The 24,778-nt window shown below is 48.9% G+C and carries 19 protein-coding genes; 9 read left to right on the top strand and 10 right to left on the bottom strand.

Features of this window, described 5'->3' with window-relative positions; translation table 11 throughout:
* The 5 genes from SHEWMR4_RS14380 to nadK form a co-directional block, all read right to left on the bottom strand.
* Positions 1 to 1,395, bottom strand: a complete 1,395-nt coding sequence (locus SHEWMR4_RS14380) for a lactate utilization protein B (RefSeq protein ID WP_011623488.1) — start codon at positions 1,393 to 1,395, stop codon at positions 1 to 3.
* Positions 1,396 to 1,405: 10 nt separating this feature from the next.
* Positions 1,406 to 2,149 carry a (Fe-S)-binding protein gene (locus SHEWMR4_RS14375; RefSeq protein WP_011623487.1) on the bottom strand — a complete coding sequence of 248 codons (744 nt, stop codon included), beginning with the start codon at positions 2,147 to 2,149 and terminating at the stop codon, positions 1,406 to 1,408.
* A gap of 301 nt (positions 2,150 to 2,450) precedes the next feature.
* Positions 2,451 to 5,255 carry an FAD-binding and (Fe-S)-binding domain-containing protein gene (locus tag SHEWMR4_RS14370; RefSeq protein WP_011623486.1) on the bottom strand — a complete coding sequence of 935 codons (2,805 nt, stop codon included), beginning with the start codon at positions 5,253 to 5,255 and terminating at the stop codon, positions 2,451 to 2,453.
* A gap of 63 nt (positions 5,256 to 5,318) precedes the next feature.
* On the bottom strand, positions 5,319 to 6,965 hold the full coding sequence (locus SHEWMR4_RS14365) for an L-lactate permease (RefSeq protein ID WP_011623485.1): 1,647 nt from the start codon (positions 6,963 to 6,965) through the stop codon (positions 5,319 to 5,321).
* A 751-nt stretch (positions 6,966 to 7,716) separates the two neighbouring features.
* A complete protein-coding gene (nadK, locus tag SHEWMR4_RS14360; RefSeq protein ID WP_083757924.1) occupies positions 7,717 to 8,595 on the bottom strand; it encodes an NAD(+) kinase in 879 nt (292 codons plus the stop codon).
* Positions 8,596 to 8,694: 99 nt separating this feature from the next.
* Here nadK and grpE point away from each other — a divergent pair, with 99 nt between their 5' ends.
* Positions 8,695 to 9,306 carry a nucleotide exchange factor GrpE gene (grpE, locus tag SHEWMR4_RS14355; protein WP_011623483.1) on the top strand — a complete coding sequence of 204 codons (612 nt, stop codon included), beginning with the start codon at positions 8,695 to 8,697 and terminating at the stop codon, positions 9,304 to 9,306.
* A 143-nt stretch (positions 9,307 to 9,449) separates the two neighbouring features.
* Here grpE and dxs read toward each other — a convergent pair whose 3' ends face one another.
* From dxs to xseB, 3 genes are read right to left on the bottom strand one after another with little or no spacing between them, the layout of a single operon-like run.
* On the bottom strand, positions 9,450 to 11,318 hold the full coding sequence (gene dxs, locus SHEWMR4_RS14350) for a 1-deoxy-D-xylulose-5-phosphate synthase (RefSeq protein ID WP_011623482.1): 1,869 nt from the start codon (positions 11,316 to 11,318) through the stop codon (positions 9,450 to 9,452).
* Positions 11,319 to 11,339: 21 nt separating this feature from the next.
* Complete coding sequence (gene ispA / locus SHEWMR4_RS14345; protein WP_011623481.1) at positions 11,340 to 12,221, bottom strand: (2E,6E)-farnesyl diphosphate synthase; 882 nt, start codon at positions 12,219 to 12,221, stop codon at positions 11,340 to 11,342.
* A 2-nt stretch (positions 12,222 to 12,223) separates the two neighbouring features.
* Entirely contained in the window at positions 12,224 to 12,463 is a 240-nt protein-coding gene (gene xseB, locus SHEWMR4_RS14340; RefSeq protein ID WP_011623480.1) for an exodeoxyribonuclease VII small subunit, read from the bottom strand.
* A 315-nt stretch (positions 12,464 to 12,778) separates the two neighbouring features.
* Here xseB and pomA point away from each other — a divergent pair, with 315 nt between their 5' ends.
* The 3 genes from pomA to thiI all read left to right on the top strand — a co-directional run bounded on the left by pomA (position 12,779) and on the right by thiI (position 16,141).
* Positions 12,779 to 13,546: a flagellar motor protein PomA gene (pomA, locus tag SHEWMR4_RS14335; RefSeq protein ID WP_011623479.1), complete on the top strand. Its 768-nt coding sequence runs from the start codon at positions 12,779 to 12,781 to the stop codon at positions 13,544 to 13,546.
* A gap of 3 nt (positions 13,547 to 13,549) precedes the next feature.
* On the top strand, positions 13,550 to 14,470 hold the full coding sequence (locus SHEWMR4_RS14330; RefSeq protein WP_011623478.1) for a flagellar motor protein MotB: 921 nt from the start codon (positions 13,550 to 13,552) through the stop codon (positions 14,468 to 14,470).
* Between the two features lie 216 nt (positions 14,471 to 14,686).
* A complete protein-coding gene (gene thiI / locus SHEWMR4_RS14325) occupies positions 14,687 to 16,141 on the top strand; it encodes a tRNA uracil 4-sulfurtransferase ThiI (RefSeq protein WP_011623477.1) in 1,455 nt (484 codons plus the stop codon).
* Positions 16,142 to 16,292: 151 nt separating this feature from the next.
* On the opposite strand, the gene SHEWMR4_RS14320 is transcribed toward thiI, so the two are convergent.
* Positions 16,293 to 16,526: a hypothetical protein gene (locus SHEWMR4_RS14320; RefSeq protein ID WP_011623476.1), complete on the bottom strand. Its 234-nt coding sequence runs from the start codon at positions 16,524 to 16,526 to the stop codon at positions 16,293 to 16,295.
* A 176-nt stretch (positions 16,527 to 16,702) separates the two neighbouring features.
* Between SHEWMR4_RS14320 and SHEWMR4_RS14315 the strand changes: the two genes are divergently transcribed.
* The 4 genes from SHEWMR4_RS14315 (at position 16,703) to rlmM (ending at position 19,985) form a co-directional block, all read left to right on the top strand.
* Entirely contained in the window at positions 16,703 to 17,614 is a 912-nt protein-coding gene (locus SHEWMR4_RS14315) for a transcriptional regulator GcvA (protein ID WP_011623475.1), read from the top strand.
* Positions 17,595 to 18,266 carry an alpha/beta fold hydrolase gene (locus tag SHEWMR4_RS14310; protein ID WP_011623474.1) on the top strand — a complete coding sequence of 224 codons (672 nt, stop codon included), beginning with the start codon at positions 17,595 to 17,597 and terminating at the stop codon, positions 18,264 to 18,266. The genes SHEWMR4_RS14315 and SHEWMR4_RS14310 overlap by 20 nt, the downstream gene beginning before the upstream one ends.
* Before the next feature lie 87 nt (positions 18,267 to 18,353).
* Complete coding sequence (locus SHEWMR4_RS14305; protein WP_011623473.1) at positions 18,354 to 18,746, top strand: DUF423 domain-containing protein; 393 nt, start codon at positions 18,354 to 18,356, stop codon at positions 18,744 to 18,746.
* A gap of 153 nt (positions 18,747 to 18,899) precedes the next feature.
* Positions 18,900 to 19,985 carry a 23S rRNA (cytidine(2498)-2'-O)-methyltransferase RlmM gene (rlmM, locus tag SHEWMR4_RS14300; protein ID WP_011623472.1) on the top strand — a complete coding sequence of 362 codons (1,086 nt, stop codon included), beginning with the start codon at positions 18,900 to 18,902 and terminating at the stop codon, positions 19,983 to 19,985.
* A 134-nt stretch (positions 19,986 to 20,119) separates the two neighbouring features.
* On the opposite strand, the gene SHEWMR4_RS14295 is transcribed toward rlmM, so the two are convergent.
* A complete protein-coding gene (locus SHEWMR4_RS14295; RefSeq protein WP_011623471.1) occupies positions 20,120 to 21,130 on the bottom strand; it encodes an isocitrate dehydrogenase in 1,011 nt (336 codons plus the stop codon).
* Between the two features lie 254 nt (positions 21,131 to 21,384).
* On the opposite strand from SHEWMR4_RS14295, the gene SHEWMR4_RS14290 reads away from it, so the two are divergent.
* Positions 21,385 to 24,201, top strand: a complete 2,817-nt coding sequence (locus SHEWMR4_RS14290; protein ID WP_011623470.1) for a prolyl oligopeptidase family serine peptidase — start codon at positions 21,385 to 21,387, stop codon at positions 24,199 to 24,201.
* The last annotated feature ends 577 nt before the right edge of the window (positions 24,202 to 24,778 follow it).

Genomic DNA, 24,778 nt, shown 5'->3' with positions numbered 1-24,778 from the left:
TTATAGGCTCCTGTGTTTCTTAAACCAAGCTTCGAAGCTGGAGTTGGGGGCAACGGGTAGTTCACGGTATTTACCCCAAGCGCCGCTAAATGGCTTGAGTAGACTGCCCGGCAGAATGCGCAGTGCGGTACGGGCCGCGCCCATTGAGCAATTGAGCATAGTCGGGCTTGCCATAAATTTACCCACTAATGGCATATAACTGTTTTTGCCGTAAGGGAGTTTTCCGGCTTCGGCCTTTAGGCGTCTGTGGTGGAAAATAATCTTATCAAGCGGCACCTTAGTCGGGCAGACATAGGTACAGCTACCACACAGGGTACAAGCCCAAGCGATGGAGTTAGTGTCATCGCTCTTGGCACCTACGGCAATCCCAATCGGGCCGGGGATGGTGTAGTTGTAGCTGTAACCACCGGAGCGGCGATACACAGGACAAGTATTTAGACAACCGCCACAACGAATACATTTTAAAGATTCGGCAAGGATTTTATCCTTGAGCATCTCAGTGCGGCCGTTATCGACGATGATGACGTGCATCTCACCATCGACCTGTGGGCCACGGTAGAAGGCGCTATAGGTGGTGACGGGTTGACCAGTTGCGTTACGGGCGAGGGTGCGCAGTAACACGGCAGCGCTGTCGATATCGGGGACAATTTTGTCGATACCCATTGAATGCAACTGCAACTTGGGCAAGTTCGCCCCCATGTCGGCGTTACCTTCGTTGGTACAAACGACCACGGCGCCCTTATCGGCAATTGCCATGTTTACCCCTGTCATGGCGGCATCGGCGCTGAGGAATTGTTCACGCAGGTGAGCACGGGCGGCGCGGGTCAAATAAAGTGGATCGGACTCGCCCGCTTTAGTGCCAAGTTTCTCATGGAAGAGGTCACCGACTTCTTCTTTTTTCATGTGGATAGCAGGCACCACAATGTGCGAAGGCGGCATTTTCGCGAGCTGAATAATCCGCTCGCCCAAGTCGGTGTCGATAACTTCAATCCCGTGTTGCTCTAAGTAAGGATTGAGGTGACATTCCTCGGTCAGCATGGATTTTGACTTAACTAACTTCTTCACCTGATGGCTGGCTAAGATGCCGTGTACGATACGGTTGTGCTCGGCGCCATCTTTTGCCCAGTGGACTTTGATACCGTTTGTTAGGCAATTTTGCTCAAAGGTTTCAAGATATTGCGCAAGATTAGTTAAGGTATGCAGTTTGATTTCGGAGCCTAACTGACGCAGTTGTTCCCACTCGGGTAAGCTGCCTGCGGCGCGGTCACGTTTTTCCCGCAGCACCCAAAGGGCCTTAGAGTGCCAGTCAACACGGGTTTCATCACGGCAGAAAATATCGGCCTTGTGGGCGTGAACCTGTGAACCCGTTGCCTCGTGATTATGTTGATATGCCATAGTGTGTCTCCTAGAGCGCGGCGTTAAGCACTTGCGCTATGTGGCGAATTTCAATCGGCAATTGTTGTCTGCGGATCATGCCATCGAGGTGCAATAGGCAAGAAGGGTCGAAGCCAACCACATATTGCGCGCCCGTTGCCGCGTGGGCTTGGGCCTTGTCTTTACCCATCTTGGCCGATACGGCGCCTTCGTCAACGGCAAAAGTCCCACCAAAGCCACAGCATTCGTCGCGACGGTCTGGATAGACAATGTCGATTCCGGCGATATTGGCGAGCACAGCTTCTACCTTGTTGAATCGTGGGCCCATTTGCTCACTTGGCGTGGCAAGGCTCAACATACGAATGCCGTGACAGCTTAGTTGCAGGCTGATCTTATGGGCAAAAGGCTTGTTGAAGGCAGGGATTGGGGCGACATCGTGGAGGAACTCGGTCAGCTCATAGAGTTTGTCGATAACGGCTTGGGCTTCTGGGCTGCTGTCAAACTCGTGGAAGTTTTCTTTGGCGGCCACTAAACAAGACGCGGCAGGGCAAACAATGGCATCACATTCCACACCCTTGAAAGCATTAAGTAATTTCAAGGTAGTACTGCGTGCTGCATCGAAGCAACCCGAGTTGGTCATAGGTTGGCCACAGCATGTTTGGCCTGCGGGTAGAATCACTTGGTGTCCCAGTTTTTCGAGTAATTCCAGAGTGGCAATCGCCACATCTGGCATCATTTGGTTAACTAGACACGGGATGAAAAGAGCGATTTTCATTGTGTTTTCTCTTTCTTGTTAGTGAACGACATTGCCTTGCACTGTGACCCCAATGACCACACAAATGCTAAGGTAGTTGATCAAATATAGGCTTATCTTAAGTAAATAAGTAGCGCTAATTTAGTAAATGATCTTGTAGATTTTTTCAAAAATGAGAATATTTTAATGTGTTGATTTTTAATTGTTTATCTAGGTTTTTGTTTTGTGATTTCGATCCTCTTTTTGTTGTGTTGCTCGATAAATGAGAATAGTTTTCTTCTAACGAAAAACGGGGCTATTTCTAGCCCCGTTTTGCATTTTTTTAGCGGCTGCACTCTTCGAGCAAATACGCTAAGTGGCGGTAGGAAATGCCACTGTGCTGCGTTAAGCCGACTTCACACATACGGTTGGCGTAATAGCCTTCCTTAATCTCGACTGGAATGAGCTTTTTGATATTACGCAGGGCGCTGGCGTTGATTTCTGGCTTATACAGGCCTTTTTCACCGGCGTAACCGCAGCAGTCAATGCCCGCAGGTTTGAGCACTTGGCTCGAACAAGCATCGGCAATGGCTTGCATCTTAGGCTCTAACTTCATCTTACGAGCGCTACAACCTAAGTGCAGAGCTACATTGACCTTTTTGTTGATGCTCAGCTTATCCAGCAGCTTGTCGTGCATAAACTCAACCAAGTCAGTGATTTGCACCTGAGGGTTACCCGTGAGGGTACGATAGGTACAAGACAGAGCATCGACTAATACTGGGATTTTGCCGCCATGACTCATCTTGCTGACCACATCGATAAGCTCTTGGCGTTTGGCGTCGGCGTTTTTAAAGTCGCCCTTAGATTCCCACATCTGGCCGCAGCATAAATCGCGGGTCTTCTCTGGGGTAATAACGTTATAGCCCGCGCGCTCGAGCAGGGTGACAACCACCTCTGGCAAAGTGCGATTATCGGGATCCTTTGGCGTTGGCCCAAAGGTGCGACCACCGCAGGCAGGGAAGTAAACCACGGTTTCTTGGCCCGCTTTTGCGGGGGACGGTTTAGGCAGTTTGCCACCTTTAGGAAAGTCTGGATTCCAATAGGGCACTTCTTTGGAGAGTAAACGGCCAGTTTTCATCAGCGCGTTGGTGATACCATCGCCGGTGATCTTATGGATGACTCCCAACACGTCAAAGCCTGTGCTGATCACTTGGTTGACGGCGCCAAAGTGTTTGGCTTGGAAATCCAACACTTTTTGCTCAGTGGTGCTGATATAGGGCGTGCGTAGTTTACGAACTAACTGACCCATGCTGTTATCGACTGGGCAGGCGATAGTACAGAGCTGGCAAGCCGCGCAGGTATCAATCACATCATACTTGGCATCGGCACGCATTTTATCGGCGGCGGCTTTATCGCCAGATTGCTCTAAGCGCTCGATTTCACGCAGGGTGGCGATCCGCTGACGTGGCGAGAAGTTCAGCGCCGAAGTCGGGCAGGTCTTTTCGCAGAAACCACACTCGATACACTTATCGACAAAATCATCGACCACAGGGCAAGGCTTGATGTTTTTCACGTGCACTGTGCTGTCGTCGTTTAAGATAACGCCGGGGTTGAGCAGGCCTTCTGGGTCGAAGATATGCTTGATGCGTTTCATGAGGGTGTAAGCATCGGCGCCCCATTCCATTTCAACGAAAGGCGCAACGGCGCGGCCAGTACCATGCTCGGCCTTCATCGAACCATCGTATTTATGGATCACCATCTCGGCCACATCCTGCATAAAGCCTTGGAAGCGCTCGATGTCGGCTTGGGAGGCGAAGGTCGGGGTGATAATAAAGTGGAAGTTACCCGCCAGCGCATGGCCGTATATTACACCTTCGGGATAGCCGTGCTTATGGAATAGCTCGGTTAAATCGGCGGCGGCCGCGGCTAAATGTTCGACGTTAAAGGCCACGTCTTCGATGATGACTGAGCTGCCCTTTGGTCGCTCGCCACCGATAATGGGGAACAGGCCAGAGCGCATTGCCCAGTATTTGCTGTACACGTTGGCATCGCTACTGAAGCTAATCGGACGCTCTGTTTTGATGTGCGCGAGTTTGGCAATCACATCTTGGGTATAGCTTTCTAAGGTTTGGGCATCGTTAGCGCGGGACTCAATCAACAGGATGGCCGCGCCTTCTGGCAGCTCATTGAGCCAGTCTGGCATGCCTTTTTTACCGGTGACGGCCTTGATGGATGCCCAGTCGAGTAATTCGGCGGCGGCAACGCTATCGCCAATAATCGGTGGAATGGCACTCGCCGCATCCACCATGTTGAAAAATACCGCCATCGCCGAGGCTTTAAATTTGGCTTCATCGACCGTGTGGTAAGTGACTTCTTCGACGAAGGCTAAGGTACCTTCGGCGCCGACGATGAGATGGTTAATCAGATCGAACGGATCTTCAAAATCCACTAGGGCATTAATGCTATAGCCCGTGGTGTTTTTGATGGAGTATTTTTTGCGAATACGCTGCGCGAGCACCTCATTGCTGCGGGTTAATTTAGCCAGTGAGGCCAGTGAGTCGAGTAACTCGCCGTGGCTTTGGGTAAAGGCGGCCTTAGACTTATCGCAACCTGTGTTGAGCTCGGTACCATCGGCAAATAGCAGCTTAGCCGAGGCGATGGTCTGGTAACTGTTTTGCGCCGTACCACAGCACATGCCCGAGGCGTTGTTAGACACAATACCGCCGACCATGGCTGAGGCAAGGGTCGCCGGATCGGGACCGATTTTCTTATTGAGAGGCTTGAGCGCCGCGTTGGCATCGGCACCAATCACCGCCGCGCCTAAGGTGATCTTATTGCTGTCGGAACTGATTTCTATGGTTCTAAAACCGTCGTGGCCCAAGATCAATAAAATCCCTTCGCCAATGGCTTGGCCAGATAAACTGGTCCCCGCCGCACGGAATGTCACTGGCACTTTATGGGCACGGGCGATGGCTAAGGTCTGTTTCGCTTGTTCGAGGCTATCTGCGTGGACCACGATTTCAGGTACGATACGGAAATAACTGGCATCCGTTGACCAGGCAAAGCGGCGCACAGGGTCATTTGAGACGGCAGATTCGCCGAGTTGTTGAATAAGCTCTTTATAAACAGCGTCATAATTAATAGACATAAGTTACTCTCTCAACGCTAAAAATGACTAAGGCCGCCAGCGCGGCCTTAGGTTTCATTTGGCTTAGAAGCCACCCCACAGAGTTGCGATAGTGCCAGCTAGTAGCGCATAACCAATCGCCACAGGCATGGTTTTACGGATGATTTCAGATTCTCTACCTGCCATACCCACAACGGTAGCCGCTGCCACCACGTTCATTACACACATCATATTACCCGCGTTAGCACCTATACCTTGCAGTGCTAATACTAGCGCGTGGTTCATGCCAATGTTGTCGGCAACACTGTATTGCAGGCCGGAGAACATCATGTTGGAGAAGGTCGCAGAACCTGAAAGGAAGGCGCCGAAGATCCCCACAATCGGTGCCATCCATGCCCACACTGCGCCCATCGAATGGGCCAGCATGTCGGCTAAGGCAACAGGCATAGACGCGAGGCCCGCACCGTTTGCACCAGAGTTTAAGAAGATTTTCACCATAGGCACGGATGCGCCTAATGAGATGATAGTCGGTAACATCGACTTGCATGACACGCCGATAGATTGCTTAATCGCAGGGCTTTTCATCTTGAACAGGAAGAAACCTAAGATACACACGGCCACGAAGAAGGCGCCAGGGGCATAAAGTGTTGCAAAGCTCGCTTTAAGTTCAGTGCCCATCAGGCCGGTCCAGCTAATGTTGAAACTCGATAACCAGGCTTTGAGTGGGGCAACTGTGCGTGATAACACTAACAGTGCAGCCATGATGATATAGGGAGTCCAAGCGGCGATTTGTGAGAACTTAGTGGTCGTCTCAATTTTAGCGCCTTCTTCCTGATTATCATTTTCGGCAAAGTCATTCCAAGGGGTTTTAGGCAGTAAGTAACCCTTACGGGCAACGGGGATCACTAAGGCCATGCCTACCAATGAACCGATCACTGATGGGAATTCAGGGCCTGCAACATAGTTGATGATCCAAGCGGGCACGGTAAAGGCAAGACCTGCGAAAATCGCAAACTTCCAAATGGCTAGACCTTCTTTAAAGGATTTATTACGGCCGAAAAAGCCTGTCAGAATCGATACCATCACCAGTGGAATTAAGGTACCAGTGATTAAGTCGATAGTGATCATATGCATTGCAATGAACTGGGCAAAATCAGGGTAAGTACCGCCATGCTCGGCAATTTGTGCCGCAGCCATGCTCACACCACCTTGAGTTAAGCCTTGTTCCATACCAAACAGCACAGGTAAACCGATAGCACCGAATGACACGCTGGCCGAGTCGGCAATCAATGCCACAACGGCGGCGGCAACGGGTGGAACCCCCAGTAATACCAGCAGAGGGGCACCAATCGCAGCCGGGGTACCAAAGCCTGCACTACCTTCGATAAAGGCACCGAATAACCAACAGATAATAATCACTTGGACACGGGCATCGGCACTGATGTTAGTGAAGCCCGCGCGGATGGTATCCATCGCTCCTGAGTATTTCAGGGTGTTGAGTAGGAATACCGCACCGAAGATGATGCTTAATGGCGTGATGGCTGACAGTAGGCCTTCGAGAACCGATGCGGCTAACAGGGTAGTGTCCATCTGCCAAATAAACACGGCGGCGAGCGCCGTGACTATCATGGATATAGGCATAGCTTTGGACGCGGGCATTCTCAGTAATACGAGAAAGATCATTACACTGATCACTGGCGTCAAGCTGGCGAGGAGTTGAAGTATTGTCATGCTTGCCTCTACATAAAGTGGTCTGTTTTATTATTTATATTTGGATCTTACTAGTGTTTTTCTGTCTGTCCCTCTGACGGATAATTCAGCAGTTTTCACTGCCAATGCAGAGAGTCACAACATTCTGTGGTGTGTACTAGACGCTATTCGGGGCTTAACTAATATGATCTAGATCATTTTGACTGCTGTATAAAATGCTAATTTACAGTGCTGCGGGAGGCTTCTCTCATAGGATTTTCCTAACTGTGATCTATGTCACTCGAAGCTGGTGTTGTATATTTCTTTATCTGGCCATTTATCTAACATTTATTCTTTTAAGTTATAAAAATCGATATATTCGCTAAATTAGCTATCAGTATTGCAATTAACTGATCCATTTATTTCATTAATGAGCGTTTAATGGATTTTTAAGACAATATTAAGATGTGACTCATCTCCCATTTTTGTATTGCTTAGAAAATCACTCTGTCGAATTGATTATGGTAACGTGATGAATAAATGGGTTTTTATTGAAGTTTATTCCGCTGGGAATAATGAGATCGAGATCAAGTTTTAGTGATGGCTAAATTTCGCGTGATGAATGTCACTTAATGAAATTTGTTTTAATCTGAAATTTAATAACGGTTAACAAAGCCATTTACAGCTATGCAGCTGTAGCTCTCCATTCTGTTAACAACAGCTGTTAACCATTATCTTTTGCGATTTACCCTGGAAGCCTTGCTCGAGTTGGATGGGCCTCAATCTGGAGACCTTAAAACAATTTACTGCCCCAGCCGAGTTTACTCCGTAACACATGGAAGTAATTATGGCCTTTAGGATGAATAAGCCTGAGTTGCTCAGAGCTGCGGCGCACTATGATTTCATCGCCTGGCAATACGGCTAAATGTACGTGGCCATCGCAACTTACCTCTAAGTTTTCGCCATTTTCAGGGGAAACGACCATCTTAATGGTGCTGCAGGCATCGACCACAATGGGGCGGCACGACAAGGTATGCGGAAACATAGGCACTAGGATTAATGCCTGTAAATTGGGTGTGAGGATTGCACCGCCCGCAGATAAGGCATAGGCGGTAGAACCTGTTGGCGTTGAGACTATCATGCCATCCGCGCGCTGACTGTACATGAATTGGTTGTCTATATAGACTTCAAACTCAATCATATGGGCGATTTTACCCGGATGGAGTACCGCTTCATTGACGGCGGTATTGCTCGCTTTTAACATGCCATGGCGATAGACCTCGGCCTCGAGTAAAAAGCGGTGTTCGGTATCAAATTCCCCATCCAGCACTTTGGCGAGGGCTTCTTCAAAGGCATCGGGCGGTAAATCCGTTAAAAAACCGAGATTGCCACGGTTAACACCTATCACGCCCACATCGAAGCGTGCCAGCACTCTAGCGGCACCGAGCATATTGCCATCACCACCCACGACTATGGCTAAATCGCAGCGTGCGCCAATCTCTAATAAATCGACCGCCACTATATGGGTTCCCAACTCGCTGGCAACACGCTCTTCCACGAGAACTTCATACCCTTGCACAGTCAGCCAGTGGTGCAGACGTTTGAGGGTTTGATTTGTCCCTGGGTGGTGTGGCTTGCCAATCAGGCCAATGGTGTGGAACTTTGTGGTCATATTTATGCTAGATCTGGCCTTAGGCCTTGAAACGTCAAAATTGATCCCCATAATATGCCCAGAGTATTTAGAAACAAAGCATTTTTAGCTGGAGTGAAAATGAGCAACGAGTCGATTAAAGCAGAACAGGATCTGATCCAAGAGGGTGTAGAGTCTGAAGTTTCTACCGAAGAAGCGAGTCTGATTGACGAGCTTACCCAAGCCAATTTCCGTATTGAAGAGCTGGAACAGTTACTCGCTGACGCTTTGGCGAAAGTTGAAGAGCAAAAAGATTCAGTTATCCGTGCTGCTGCTGAAGTAGACAACATTCGTCGTCGCGCGGCGATGGATGTGGAAAAGGCTAACAAATTTGCATTGGAAAAATTCGCCAACGAATTACTGCCAGTGTTAGACAATATGGAACGTGCACTGCAAGGCACCAATCCGCAGGATGAAACCACCAAGGCGATTTACGAAGGTGTTGAGCTCACGCAAAAGAGCTTGTTAACCGCCGTGGCTAAGTTTGGGGTAAAACCTATCGATCCACAGGGTCAAGCCTTCAACCCTGACCAACATCAAGCTATTGGTATGCAGCCAAGTGCTGAATTCCCTGCCAATACCGTGATGTTAGTGATGCAAAAGGGTTATGAGCTAAACAGCCGTTTACTGCGTCCAGCCATGGTCATGGTGTCACAGGGCGGCCCTAGCCAAGAAATCAACATTGAAGCCTAAGTTAACGCGCTGAGCGTTAAGCGTTAACTAATAAAAAGGACTGCCGATGCAGTCCTTTTTATTTGTCTGTTGCTTTTCTATTTGCCGTTAATCGTGGTTTATCACGTTTGCAGTATTGCTGGGAGCTAAGCTCCCATCAACACTCAATCGGCAAGAAAGGCATTAATTTGCGCTAACATACCTTCGGCATCGAGTTGCAAATCATGGGTCACTTCTTCTGGAGAGCCATGTTTAATAAACTCATCGGGTAGGCCGATTTGCAGCACAGGTTTGGGCATTTTAAGCTTTTGCAGCAGTTCTAATACACCAGAGCCCGCGCCGCCCATAATGGCGTTTTCTTCCACTGTCACGAGCACATCGTGGGTTTGCGCCATCTCTTTAACCAAATCCACATCTAATGGCTTCACAAAGCGCATATCGACGACGGTGGCGTCTAAGCTTTCTGCGGCGGTTAAGGCGGCGGCTAAGGTGGTACCAAAGTTCAGCATGGCGATACGTTTACCTAAACGCTTAATCACGCCTTTACCGATTGGCAGCGCCGTCATGGCTTCTACCTGAGTCGCGCCAGTGGCGCTGCCCCTTGGATAACGCACCGCGCTCGGACCTGCATCATAGCAATAACCGGTATAGAGCATTTGGCGACATTCATTTTCATCCGATGGCGCCATGATCACCATATTCGGGATGCAGCGCATAAAGCTTAAATCGAATGCCCCTTGGTGAGTTGGGCCGTCGGCACCGACGATACCGCCACGGTCAATGGCGAACAATACAGGCAAGCGCTGCAGTGCCACATCGTGGATCAGTTGATCATAACCCCGTTGCAGGAAGGTCGAGTAAATGGCGACCACGGGCTTAAAGCCTTCACAGGCAAATCCGGCCCCTAGGGTCACTGCATGTTGCTCGGCAATGGCGGCATCGAAATATTGTTTCGGGAAGCGCTGCGAAAACTCCACCATGCCAGAACCTTCACGCATGGCAGGGGTAATGCCTAAGACTTTTTCGTCCTGTTCGGCAATATCACATAACCATTTGCCAAACACTTGGGAGAAGGTCGGCAGGCCCGGCTTAGTGGCTGGCTTCTTAAACTGTGACGGGTCAAATTTAGGTACTGCGTGCCAACCGATAGGATCTTTTTCGGCCGGTTCATAACCACGACCTTTTTTGGTCATGATGTGTAGCACTTGTGGTCCCTTTAGAGAGCGCATATTACGCAGGGTTTCCACTAAGGCATCGACATCGTGGCCATCGATCGGGCCGATATAGTTAAAGCCTAACTCTTCAAACAGAGTGCCAGGTACAACCATGCCTTTAAGGTGTTCTTCGGTGCGCTTGGCCATCTCTTTGATGACCGGCATGCCCTTGAGCACTTTCTTACTGCTTTCACGAATCGTGGTGTAGAGGCGGCCCGACATCAACTGCGCTAAGTGATTGTTGAGCGCGCCGACGTTTTCTGAAATCGACATTTCGTTATCGTTCAGCACCATCAGCATATCGTTGTGCAAATCACCCGCGTGATTCATGGCCTCGAACACCATACCGCCCGTCATGGCGCCATCGCCAATGACGGCGACCACTTTGCGTCCAGCCTGTTCTTTTTCGGCGGCAACGGCCATGGCTAATGCGGCACTGATGGATGTTCCGGAGTGTCCGACGCTAAAGGTGTCGTATTCACTTTCTTCCCGCCAAGGGAAAGGGTGTAAACCGTTCTTTTGCCTAATGGTGTGCATTCTGTCGCGGCGACCGGTGAGGATTTTATGGGGATAGGCTTGGTGGCCAACGTCCCAAATCAAACGATCAAACGGGGTGTTATAGACATAATGCAGGGCAACAGTCAGTTCGACTGTGCCGAGTCCAGAGGCAAAATGTCCGCTGGACATGCCAACGGACTTAAGAAGAAACTCCCGCAACTCATCGGCCAATTGAGGTAACAGGGCCTGAGGAAGCTGGCGGAGTTCATTAGGAGTGTTGGCCTGAGCCAACACGGGAAACTGTGAAATGTCCAAACTCATAGCGAGATACTTCGTCTCTTATTATATTCTTCGCTCAATGATATAGCGGGCGAAGTCTGCGATTAACTGGCTATTGTATGGCAATTTAGCCAGCGCTGATAGTGCCTCTTGGATCAGTTGCGCGGCGGTATCTTTGGCGCCTTGCAGTCCAAGTAGTTGCGGAAAAGTACTCTTATTGGACTCGGCGTCTGAGCCTTGGGGTTTGCCGAGTTCTTCCGTGGTGGCAATGATGTCCAGAATATCGTCTTGCACTTGGAAGGCAAGTCCTACCGCATGGGCAAATTCTATCATAGTCTGATATTCATCTTTTGGCGCATTAGCGGCAATCAAGGCTAACTCAACGGCGCAGCTGATAAGGGCGCCCGTTTTCATATTGTGGAGTTGAGTTAGGGCCTTAAGGTCAATGAGCTTATCGGTTGAGGCTAAGTCAATCGCTTGGCCGCCACACATACCACGGTAACCCGAGGCTTTGGCCAGCGCTCTCACCATAGCGATATGTTGCTCGCTGCTGATCCCAGTTACTGCTTCGGTAACAATTTCAAAGGCTAAGGTTTGCAGAGCATCCCCAGCAAGGATGGCGGTCGCCTCATCGAAGGCGATATGCACTGTGGGCTGACCACGACGAAGGTCGTCATCGTCCATGGCGGGTAAATCGTCATGGATTAACGAATAAGCATGAATACATTCAATGGCGGCGGCGCAGGCATCGAGCTTTTCGAGCGGCACGCCAAACATTTGCCCCACACTGTAAACCAAAAAGGGACGAATACGCTTGCCACCTAACAGTGCGCCGTGGCTCATGGCGGCCTTTAATTGTGGCGCAGTGTCTTCGAGTGTGCTGAAACGTTGTTTTAATTGGTCATCAACCCGTAGTTGATATTCTTTTATTGCATTGACTAACACGCTTATTCGCCCTCAACGGCATAGGGAGAGAGGGGCGCATTTTCATCCTGCTTGAGTAAAATGGCCACTTTTTGCTGAGCTTGCTCGAGTTTTGCTTGGCTGTTACGCACCAGATTGATGCCACGTTCAAATTGTTTTAACGCATCATCCAGAGAGACATCGCCCTGTTCTAATTCGGCAACGATGCGCTCGAGTTCACCAAGGGATTCTTCAAAACTGAGATTTTCGGGTTTCTTCGCCACGTTAATAATTCCTTTGAAAGAGCGGACACAAGGTATATCAGGGCGACTCAAGGGTCAAATTCAGTCGACGGATATTTGCTCAATAGCACGCTTTGTTGCTGAATTTTTTTCAGAAAATAGAAATTGTCGCTAAACTTGCTTAGTGCTTGTCCGATAAATGACAATAATAGCATTATGCTTATAATCATCCTTTGACATCATAGAGTAAGGCTCAGGTTAAAACACAAAGTGTAATCCCTATGCGGATGACATTTTGTATTATTTTGCGAATAGAGTCAGTATCATGTCGTTTATACCGAATATTGAGGAGCCGTTGTGGATTTAGCTACAGTTATAGGACTAGTCGGGGGCTTTGGTTTTATCCTTTGGGCTATGATGACCAGCGGCGGCATTGCAATTTTTATCGACGTGCCCTCTATCTTCATCGTATTTGGTGGTTCTTTCTTCGTCGTCATGATGAAATTCAATCTGAAACAGTTTTTCGGTGCGGTAAAAATCGCCATCAAAGCCTTTATGTTTAAGATTGATAAGCCTGAAGATCTTATCGAGCAGTCCGTGACTATGGCGGACGCCGCCCGTAAAGGCGGATTCCTAGCCCTCGAAGAAGCGCAAATTTCCAACAGTTTTATGCAAAAAGCCGTCGATATGTTGGTCGATGGTCACGATGGCGAAGTGGTGCGTGCCGCACTGGAAAAAGACATTGCCCTCACCGAAGAGCGCCACCGCAATGGGATTGCCATTTTTAGGGCCTTTGGTGACGTTGGCCCAGCTATGGGGATGATTGGTACCCTTGTGGGCTTGGTGGCCATGTTATCCAACATGTCAGATCCAAAATCGATTGGTCCCTCTATGGCGGTTGCCTTGTTAACCACATTGTATGGCGCCGTGGTGGCTAACATGGTAGCGATTCCTATCGCCGACAAACTCACCCTTCGCATGGGTGAAGAAATGCTTAACCGCAACCTGATTATGGATGCGGTATTAGCCATTCAAGATGGCCAAAACCCACGGGTAATTGAAGGTTTCTTAAAGAATTATCTTGCTGAAAAACAGCGGAAAATCGATACAACGGACGGAGAGTAGCCCATGGCTAAGTGCAACTGTCCACCGCCCGGAGCGCCGCTCTGGTTGGCAACATTTGCCGATTTGATGTCCCTCTTGATGTGTTTCTTCGTGCTGCTGCTGTCATTCTCCGAAATGGACGTGATGAAGTTTAAGCAGATTGCAGGCTCGATGAAGTATGCCTTCGGGGTGCAAAATAAGGTCGAAGTCAAAGATATTCCTAAGGGGACGTCTGTGATTGCTTTGGAGTTTCGTCCTGGCCGCCCCGATCCCACGCCGATTGAAATCATTAACCAACAAACCAATGAAATGACTGAACCCGTTTTGGATTATCAAGCGGGCGAAGACGATAGCGCGGGTGGTGTGCAGCAGCAAAATGGTTCGCAGCGGGGCGGTGAAGCCTCGGCGACGGCGCAAGAAACGGCGGATGCGGTAAAAGCCGAAGCCGCAGCGGCGCAGGATAAAATCAATCAGCAAGTGAAGAAAATGGCACAGGAACTCAATAATGAGATCACCGATGGGGCGATCGAAATTGAGTCACTTGGGCAGCAAATCATTATCCGTATCCGTGAGAAGGGCTCATTTGCCTCAGGATCTGGCTTCCTGCAGCCGCGATTTAAACCCGTGGTGCGCTCGGTCGGTGAATTGCTAAAAGATGTGCCGGGGATCATCACGGTATCGGGTTACACCGATGATATGCAGATAAGCGATGAGCTTTATAGCTCGAACTGGGATCTCTCCAGCAAACGCGCTGTGGCGGTGGCAGATGTGCTGCTGCAAGTGAAGGGCTTCGATCCTAAGCGGATGAAAGTGGTCGGTATGGCGTCGAATAATCCAATCGTGCCTAATGACTCACCTGAAAACCGCGCACGAAATCGTCGTGTTGAGATTGCCATTGAACAGGGTAAAGCCAAAGAATCCGAAGAAATTCAAGTAGGTAAATAGCTCTTAATCCAAACCTGTGATTCGATAAAAACGCCGTGACTTGCTCACGGCTTTTTTATTTGTGATTTTTTGACTATAAGTTCAACTGTGCATAAGCGCACGCCACGAGCAGCCCGAGTGTTGAAACAGGTGCGCCAATCGCCGTGAGTTTGTTATAATCCGGCGATTATTCTTTTAACCAATTTTGCTGTTTACAAAATTGCCCGCGGAAATCCCATGAAGTTTATTGTAAAGCTGTACCCAGAAATCATGATGAAGAGCAAGCCCGTGCGCATGCGCTTCACCAAAATGCTTGAAACCAACATCCGTAACGTGCTCAAAAAAGTTGATGAAGATGCCAAAGTGCAACGTCAATGGGACCGTATTTGGGTAAAGGTGCCAAATGATAAACCTGAATTAGCTCAGGCCTTTGGTGAGCGTTTAGCCTGTATTCCTGGGATCGCCCATGTGGTGCAAGTGGATGAATACAGCTTTACCTCAGTCGACGATATCTACCAGCAAGTCTTACCCGTTTACCGTGACCAAATTGCCGGTAAAACCTTCTGTGTGCGCGTCAAACGTACTGGCTCCCACGATTTTAACTCTATCGAAGTCGAGCGTTATGTCGGTGGTGGTTTAAACCAGTTTACCGATGCGATTGGCGTGCGTTTAAAGAACCCAGAAGTGACAGTTAACCTCGAAATCGAGGGCGATAAACTGTATATGGTGACTAAGCGTATCGAAGGCTTAGGCGGCTTCCCAATGGCGACACAGGAAGATGTGTTGTCTTTGATTTCGGGCGGTTTTGACTCAGGCGTGTCGAGCTACCAATTTATTAAGAAGGGCGCTCGTACCCATTACTGTTTCTTCAACCTCGGCGGTGCGCAGCATGAAATTGGCGTGAAACAAGTCGCTTACCATTTGTGGAAAACCTATGGTGAATCCCACAAGGTGAAGTTTGTATCTGTGCCGTTCGAGCCTGTGGTGGCCGAGATTTTAGAGAAAATCGACAACGGTCAAATGGGCGTGGTGCTCAAGCGTATGATGATGCGCACCGCGGCGCGTATTGCCGAGCGTATGGGCATTCAGGCGATTGTGACAGGTGAGAGTTTAGGCCAAGTATCGAGCCAAACTTTAACCAATTTAAACGTCATTGACCGCTGCACCGATATGCTGATCCTGCGCCCGCTGATCGCCATGGACAAGCAGGACATCATCAACGAATGTCGCCGTATCGGTACCGAAGATTTTGCTAAATCTATGCCTGAATATTGCGGCGTGATTTCGCAAAAGCCAACCGTGAAGGCGGTACTGGCCAAGGTTGAGGCCGAGGAGACTAAATTCTCTGAGGACTTGATTGACCGTATCGTTGAGCAGGCCGTGGTCATTGATATCAGGGAGATAGCAGAACAAATGAATACGCGTATCACTGAAACTGAAACCGTTGTTGCTATCGACACCAATGAAGTGGTGATTGATATTCGCGCCCCAGAGGAAGAAGAGAACAAGCCGCTAGAGATTGAAGGCGTGGAAATCAAGCGCATTCCTTTCTTCAAATTAGCGACTCAGTTTGCCGATCTCGATAAGCAGAAGACTTACCTGTTGTACTGTGAGCGTGGTGTGATGAGTAAATTACAGGCGCTATACCTGATTGAGCAAGGTTATCATAATGTTAAGGTCTACCGCCCTTAAGCGATAACCAGTAATGCTCGTGCGAAGGCCAAACGTCAATTTTGGCCTTAATGCGCATGAATTGGGGCCTTAATGCGCCAATAAGCAGGTAAACGAATACAAAAAAGCCGCATTGGAATGCGGCTTTTATTTTACTGCTCAGCAGTGCAATTTATTCGGTCTTCACCACTTGCTGGGCCGGTAACACTTCATCGGCAAGCAATAAGGTAGGATCCTGCAGCGCTTCTTGATGCATTTTTTCCATCGTCGCAGTCAGTTCGGCATTGATGCTGGCCTGTAAATCACTGGTGTCGATGATAATTTCTGCATCGATAACATTTGCGCTGACATTGGCACTGAGTGCGCTGACTAACACTAATGCAAAAGCAGATTTTAAATTGAACATAGTCGCCTCCGGGCTGACAAAGTATTGCTGTCAGACATTCCCATCACCCGTTCGAGATTGTCCAACTCATGTGTTTCGTTGGCGCAAAATTTAATCAAAAACGCTGGCCTTTACAAACGATTAAATGTAACAATACGGATTAGAAAAACTAATTAAAAATTGAGATAGAGATCACTATGTCAAGACGCTTACCACCACTGAATGCGGTTAAAGCATTTGAGGCCGCCGCACGGCATTTGAGCTTTACTCGAGCGGCTGAAGAATTGTTTGTGACTCAGGCTGCGGTGAGTCACCAAATTAAGGCGCTGGAAGATTTTCTCGGATTAAAATTATTTCGCCGAAAGAATCGTTCGCTGCTGCTGACCGAAGAAGGTCAGAGCTATTTTCTCGATATTAAAGATATCTTCACTCAACTGGCGGATGCGACCGACAGGCTGCTCGCACGTAGCGCCATTGGTTCGTTGACCGTGAGTATGTCGCCCAGTTTTGCGATTCAGTGGCTGGTGCCGCGCCTGTCGAAGTTTAGTGAAAAAAATCCCGACATTGACGTACGAATTAAAGCGGTTGACACAGAGGCCAGCTCCTTAACCGACGATGTCGACGTCGCCATTTATTATGGTTTAGGCAATTGGCCGGGACTGCGCGCCGATAAACTCCGCAATGAAGTGCTGATCCCTGTATGTTCGCCCATGCTGTTAAACGGCCCTAAGCCGTTATCAAAGCCGGAAGATTTAAAATACCACACCCTGCTGCACGATATGAGCCGCCACGATTGGCAGGCTTGGTTTAGACAATGTGGCATTCACGATATCAACGTCAACCAAGGGCCGATTTTCAGTCATTCCTCCCTCGTTTTGCAGGCGGCGGCCCACGGCCAAGGTGTGGCCTTGGGTTATAGCGTACTCGCTCGCCCCGATATTAAGGCGGGGCGACTGGTGTGCCCATTCCAAGAAGTGTTAGTGAGTAAAGATGCTTATTACCTCGTCTGCCAACAGAATCATGCCGAGCTCGGTAAAGTGGTCGCGTTTCGTGAGTGGATGTTAGATATGTTTGCCGAGGAGTCACGCAGTGAGTTGTTGCCCGGATAATCCTTTGGTCAACGAGGATGTTGCTTCAAACGCCTATGTGTTAGAAGGCGAGCCATCAGAAACCTTGATTTTATTTGCCCACGGCGCGGGAGCGAATCGAGACTCCGACTTTATGTGCCAAATGGCCGCAGGTCTTGTCGCCAAGGGGTTTCAAGTGATGCGCTTTAACTTTCCCTACATGCAGGCCAATGCCGTGGATGGTAAAAAGCGCCCCCCTGACAGAGCGCCAAAGTTGCTTGCCCGTTTTAGCGAGATGCTCGATGTGGCGCACGCTCAGCCTATGGTTAAGCGTGTGGTCTTGATGGGCAAATCCATGGGCGGACGCATGGCGGCTTTATTGGCCTGCGATAGTGTGCAAGCGAGCCGTATCGACAGCGTCATTTGTTTAGGTTATCCCTTTATTCCGCTTAAGGGCGGTGAACCTAGGTTAGAACCCCTAAACGACTGCCAAGTGCCCGTATTAGTGCTGCAAGGGGAGCGGGATAAGTTTGGCGGTAAGATGCAAATCCCTAGCTGGCCGCTTAAGCGCGATATTCAAATTGAATACTTAGCCGATGGGGATCATAGTTTTGTCCCAAGAAAGTCGTCAGGCACGACCGAAGCGGCTAACCTTGCATTGGCTGTTGATTTATCAGCAAAATTTATTGGCTAATGCTTATTCTTAATGTGGCCTAAAGCGCTCAGGCGTTACAGCCTGAGCGTCGTCTGTCGTAAAGCCTATTGGTTTTTGGAGGTAAAAATGCGTAAAGGATTGTTGTTACTCGCCGCAGTAAGCGGATTTTTTGCGGTCGCGCTAGGCGCCTTTGGCGCCCATGGACTCAAGGCTGTCGCACCGCCTGAGCTGATTGAGGTGTTTAATCTGGGGGTGCAATATCACTTCTATCATACCTTTGCGCTGATTGCCGTGGCCTTTGCTGGGCAGTGGTTAACCTCACGTTTGCTGGATTGGGCGGCGTACCTGTTTATGGCCGGTATTGTGCTGTTTTCTGGCTCGCTTTACGGTTTGGCGCTGGTCGGTAGCAAATGGTTTGGCCCTATCACGCCGATGGGCGGTGGCTGTTTCCTCTTAGGTTGGTTATTGCTGGCCGCGGCTGTATGGCGCCATAAAGTGGTGGATGGTAACGAGTCATAATGCTCGTATGGCGTAGCCATTGCGCCATTGGTTCTCCCTGCCAATCACACAAAAGCCCGATAGCAAATCGGGCTTTTGTGTATTGAAATTGCTATACTGGCGCCCAAATCGATAGTCGGCCATGTTTATGGCTTGGATTTCTTAAGGATCTCCATGAAAAACCTATTTTTATTTTGCCGTGCAGGCTATGAGAAAGAATGCGCAGCAGAAATCCAACAGCGAGCCGCCGAGCTCAATGTGGGTGGCTTTGTTAAGGCCAACAACAACGATGCCTACGTGGTATATCAATGTTTTGAAGAAGACGGCGGCGATACCTTAGTGAAGCAATTGCCGTTGGATTCACTGATTTTTGCCCGTCAGATGTTTGCCGCAAGCGAACTGTTGGCGGATTTACCCGAGTCTGATCGTGTCAGCCCGATTGTGGCGGCGCTCAGTGACGTCAGTAAAGCGGGTGAGCTGAGGGTTGAAACTCCAGACACCAACGAAGCGAAAGAGCTGTCGGCATTTTGCCGTAAGTTTACCGTGCCTTTGCGCCAGCATTTGAAAAAATCCGGCAGTTTACTGGCACAGGAAAATCCTAAGCGTCCGATTATTCACGTCTGTTTTATCGGTCCAGGTCGCGCCTACGCAGGTTATTCCTTCAGTAACAATAGCTCACCCTATTTTATGGGGATCCCGCGCCTGAAAATGGCTGCCGATGCGCCGAGCCGCTCAAGCCTGAAACTCGATGAAGCATTCGCGCAGTTTGTGCCTAAAGAAGAGCAGGAAGAACGGGTTCGCAGCGGCATGAATGCGGTGGACTTAGGTGCTTGTCCTGGCGGTTGGACTTATCAACTGGTGCGTCGTGGCATGATGGTCTCTGCTGTCGATAATGGCCCAATGAACGAAAAGCTGATGGAAACCGGACAAGTGAAACATTTCCGCGAGGATGGTTTCCGCTTCGAACCACAGCGCAAAAACATTTATTGGTTAGTCTGTGACATGGTTGAAAAACCCGCGCGCGTGGCTGAGTTGATTGAAGCTTGGGCCATCAATGGCTGGTTTAAAGAAGCGATTTTCAACCTCAAACTGCCGATGAAGAGCCGTTATAAAGAAGTGATGGCGATTTTGAATACCATGCAGGAAATCCTCAAGGAAAACGGCATCAACGAATTCCAGTTGCAGTGTAAGCACTTATACCATGACCGTGATGAAGTGACTGTTCACCTGTGGATTAGACCGAGCCAGGCTTGGAACTAATCAGCGGTTTTTTACCGTTCTTTTCGTGAGTGAAGCCCCAAGTGATGTTTGGGGCTTTTTGTTTGGCTGTCCCACTATATAGCGGCCATAAAAAAACGCACCCCTAGGTGCGTTTTTTGTTTCGCGCAGAGCGATTATGACAGACGGTCAAGCACCGCTTGAGTGAAGTCAGTCGTGCCGTGGGTGCCGCCTAAATCGCGAGTCGTACGGTCGCCTTCTTCAATCACTGCCGATACGGCTTTACGGATCATGTCGGCTTTATCAGCCATGCCTAAGTATTCCAGCATTTGGATAGAGGCTAAGATCACAGAGGTTGGGTTTGCGAGGTTTTTACCAGCGATATCTGGCGCGCTGCCATGAACCGCTTCGAAAATCGCTGCATCACGGCCAATGTTGGCGCCGGGTGCCATACCTAAACCGCCAACTAAACCAGCACACAGATCCGACAGAATGTCACCAAACAGGTTGGTGGTCACGATAACGTCGAAGTTTTCTGGGTTCATCACTAGCTTCATGCAAGTCGCATCGACGATCATTTCTTCGGTTTTGATGTCTGGGTAGCGTTGGCTCACTTCACGGGCCACTTTCAGGAACAGGCCTGAAGTTGACTTCATGATGTTTGCTTTATGCACGATAGTGACTTTCTTACGGTTTTCTTTGCGGGCCAGTTCGTAGGCGAATGTCGCGATCTGCTCAGCGCCTTGGCGAGTGACGATACTGGTCGCTTCAGCTGTGGTGCCGTCTTCAGACACTTTTTGACCGTGGCCTGAGTACATGCCTTCGGTGTTTTCACGCACTGTGATGATATCAATGTTTTCATAACGGGCTTGAGTGCCTTTGAAAGACAACACTGGACGCACGTTAGCGTACAGGCCGAATTTCTTACGTAATGTCACGTTGATAGAGGTGAAGCCTTCGCCTACTGGTGTCGTCAGCGGGCCTTTCAGGGTGATGCGGTTTTTTTCGATCAGTTCTAAAGTACGCTGCGGAAGTAGTTCACCCTGCTTCTCGAGAGCAGTTAAGCCGGCATCGGCAAATTCATATTCAAAATCACAACCTGCTTTATCAAGAATTTTTAAGGCTGAATCAATAATACTTGGGCCAATTCCATCACCTGGAATTACGGTTATCGTTCTTTTTGACATGGAGAAGTCCTTCCACGGTTCGTCGTTACTGCAATTGTCCGACCCGGGATTAGCCGGGTAACATGACTATGAATTTGGTGTTTTTTCTCCCCATTATTTTAACCGTCTTTGGTCAAACTTCACAGGAAATAGTGAGCAATATCACGATTTTTTATCGGGTATAACTTGTAAAAATACTGGGTTATAACGATGATGGAGGACCAATGGTTAAAAAAGTCTACTTTAGTCTAACAACTACATAAAAGAGGAAGACATTGAAGTTATTACCTATCACATCGCTAGTGCTTTTATCCCTCGGAATACTGCCCAATGCCCATGCAGAAACCAGCACTAAACCGCTTACCCTGACCGACATAATGAAGTTTGAGTCCCTCGAAAAACCCGTTATCGCTGACAATGGTCAAGTGCTCGCGGTGGAGGTGGCACCGGATCGTGGCGATAGCCATGGTTTGATTAAGAATCTACAGACAGGTAACGCATTCCAAATTGAAGGTGGCTCGGATCCTATTGTGAGTCACACAGGCCGTTATGTAGCGATGGCGGTTAAACCCAGTTTACTCACCGTTGAAACCAGCGATGCTAAAGCGAAGAAAAAGCTTAAGGCCGATATGGTGCTGCTCGACACTGAAACGGGCACGCAAACCAAATTTGAACGGGTAAAAGAATTTGTCTTTAGCGACGATGGCGCGCATTTAGCCATTTGGTTTGAAGCCGACGAAGAGGCTAAGAAAGACGCCAAAGAGAAGACCGAAGGCGCCGATTATAAGCCCAAAGCCGAGAAGGTGAAGGTCGATAAGTTCGACCAAGGCCGTCGTTTGAGTTTAGTGAATTTGTCTTCACCATCGCAGCGGGTGGATCTGGAACATGTGACCGCCTATCAGTTTGATAAAGACAGTCGCCGCTTGGCCGTTGCGGTCAATGATATCGAGGCGAAACAACATCAACTGCAACTGATTGATTTGAAAGACTACAAAAAATCAACGGCATTTGAATCTCAAACTCAGCAAATCGGTGCGGTTTCACTGTCGAAAAATGGTCGCTGGCTGGCCTTTACTCAAGGGGATGCGAGTGAATTACCCTATGGCCGCAGCTATCAGCTAAGCCTAGTCGATATCGCTTCGGGCAAAATTCGCCCTGTGCCAAATACCAAAGAGTGGACGTTAAACCGTTACGCCAGTTTAAACTTCTCCCTAGACAGTGAGCGACTCTTCTTTGGCCGCGTGCCTGAAGTGAGCCAGCAGCTCAGCCTGAAGAAAATAGCTGAAGAAAAAGATCTTTACGACAAAGAGATAGTTACAGGCCTACGTGGACTTAAGGTTTGGCATGGGGACGATCCGCGGATTAAACCCCATGAAATCAAACAATATGATAAAGAGCAAAAGCGTACTTACTTAGCCGTGCTGCATTTAGGCTCAAATAATGTGGTGCAGCTTGGCGATAAAACGGTGCCGGATGTGACTCTGTCGCAGCATAAACGTTATATGCTGGCAAGCTCTGACTTACCCTATCGCAAGATGATCACTTGGGCGGGTTTTTATCAGGATTATTACTTGGTGGATATCAACACGGGCCGCAAGTTACCATTGTTAACCCAGCAGCCAAGCGATTCTGATCCTAGCTTATCGGGCGACGGTAAATATGTAGCCTATTATCAGCAAGGTAATGTGTATTTATACGATATTGCCGAAGGGCGTCGTACCAATCTGACCAAGTCTTTAAAGGTGAGTTTTGCCGACGAGGACCATGATTATCCTTCCAATGCACCGGGTTATGGTTTTGGCCCTTGGCTTAAGGACGATGCAGGTTTCCTCGTCTACGACAAATACGATGTATGGCAGTTTAATACCGCATCGAAAAGCGGATTTGCCTTAACCGCGGGGCAGGGACGCGCTCAAAAAATCCAATATCGTGTTGAAGGTTTAGTCGATAATCCCGATGAGCCAACCACACTGGCTTACAATGCCACTGTGCTGCTGCATGGTTACAGCGACAAGACTAAGGCCGATGGTTTTTATCAAGCGACCTTAGGCGAAGCGGGCGTTAAGACCTTGATGGAAGGCGAGTATAAATTAACTGTGCTTGGTCGCAGTAAAGATGCGGATACCTTAGTGTTTTCTAAGGAGCGCTTCGATCTGTTCCCCGATTTATACACCGCAAGCTATCAAGCGCCACAAAATGCCGTGAAGCAAACCGATTTAGATAAGCAGCGCCAAGCCTTTAATTGGAGCCAAGCCGAATTAGTGCATTGGACCAATGGTGATGGCAAGCCGCTCGATGGCGTGTTGATTAAGCCGACGAACTATCAAGCGGGCGAGCGTTATCCTGTGCTGGTTTACTACTATCGCTTTATGACCGACAGACTACATGCCTTCCCGCAAATGAAGGTCAACCACAGACCAAACTTCGCTTGGTATGTGAATAACGGTTATGCGGTATTCTTGCCGGATATTCGTTTCGATATCGGTTATCCCGGCGCCAGTTCGGTTCAAGCCCTGACCTCGGGCGTGCAAAAGCTTATCGATATGGGCGTTGCCGATGCTAACGCCATTGGTTTACAAGGACACTCTTGGAGCGGTTATCAAACGGCGTTTGCCATCACTCAAACCAAGATGTTTAAAGCCGCGGTGGCGGGTGCACCAGTGGCCAACATGACCAGCGCCTACAGCGGTATTCGCCATGGCACAGGGCTTGCGCGCCAATTCCAATACGAAACCGGCCAAAGCCGCATAGGTGAAAGCCTCTTCGCTGCGCCGCAAAAGTATATTGAGAACTCGCCGGTATTCTATGCCGATCGCATTCAAACGCCGTTGATGATCATGTTTGGCGATAAAGACGATGCGGTACCTTGGGAGCAAGGTGTTGAAATGTACCTGGCGATGCGCCGTGCGGGTAAAGATGTGGTGTTTTTACAATATGAAGATGAACCCCATCATCTGAAGAAATACCCTAATAAGCTCGATTACAGCATTCGGATGATGGAATACTTCGACCATTATCTTAAAGGTAAACCCGCGCCAGCCTGGCTAAGCCAAGGCGAAGCCTATGTCGAATATAAAGCCGATGATGAGTAACTCTCTGGTTTAGGTTTATCTATAAAAACGCCACCGAAAGGTGGCGTTTTTTTATGACAATAAGGGCGCGAGCTAGCTCATTGAAATAGTCCTTTTGTACTCTTGGAATTACCATGGCTCACCTGTTTAGCATTAGCGTAGTCTGTAAGTTTTAAAGAAATACAAAGCATGCTTTGGGACAAGAAGAGCGTTAAATATTGGAAGACGAATATCATTGCTTGGTTATTGAATGCAGACCATATTTAAGGGCGAACCATGGTATTTGCTCAACGACACGGTGAATAGAAATCTAGGATTTCTAAGCTTATGAACGAGAGCCATGGATGGCGAACAGGCCGTTAAACAGGGATGTTGTTCAAGTCCTTCCTTGGATGCTCGACCGCCCCGTCTGATGTGAATGGATTCACGAATGCCGCGGTGGCATGGATGCCAAAGAGCGGCCATGGGGCGGATGGTCGTCTCGCTAATCACCATGGCTCACCTGTTTAGCATTAGCGTAGTCTGTAAGTTTTAAAGAAATACGAAGTATGCTTAGGGACATTTTCGAGTTAAAGCCTTAACTCAAACGCGTTTGTTT

It is taken from the genome of Shewanella sp. MR-4 (assembly GCF_000014685.1).
GTDB lineage: Bacteria > Pseudomonadota > Gammaproteobacteria > Enterobacterales > Shewanellaceae > Shewanella.
The sequence above is the reverse complement of the archived record's forward strand: the minus strand, read 5'-3'. Positions and strand labels throughout refer to the sequence as shown.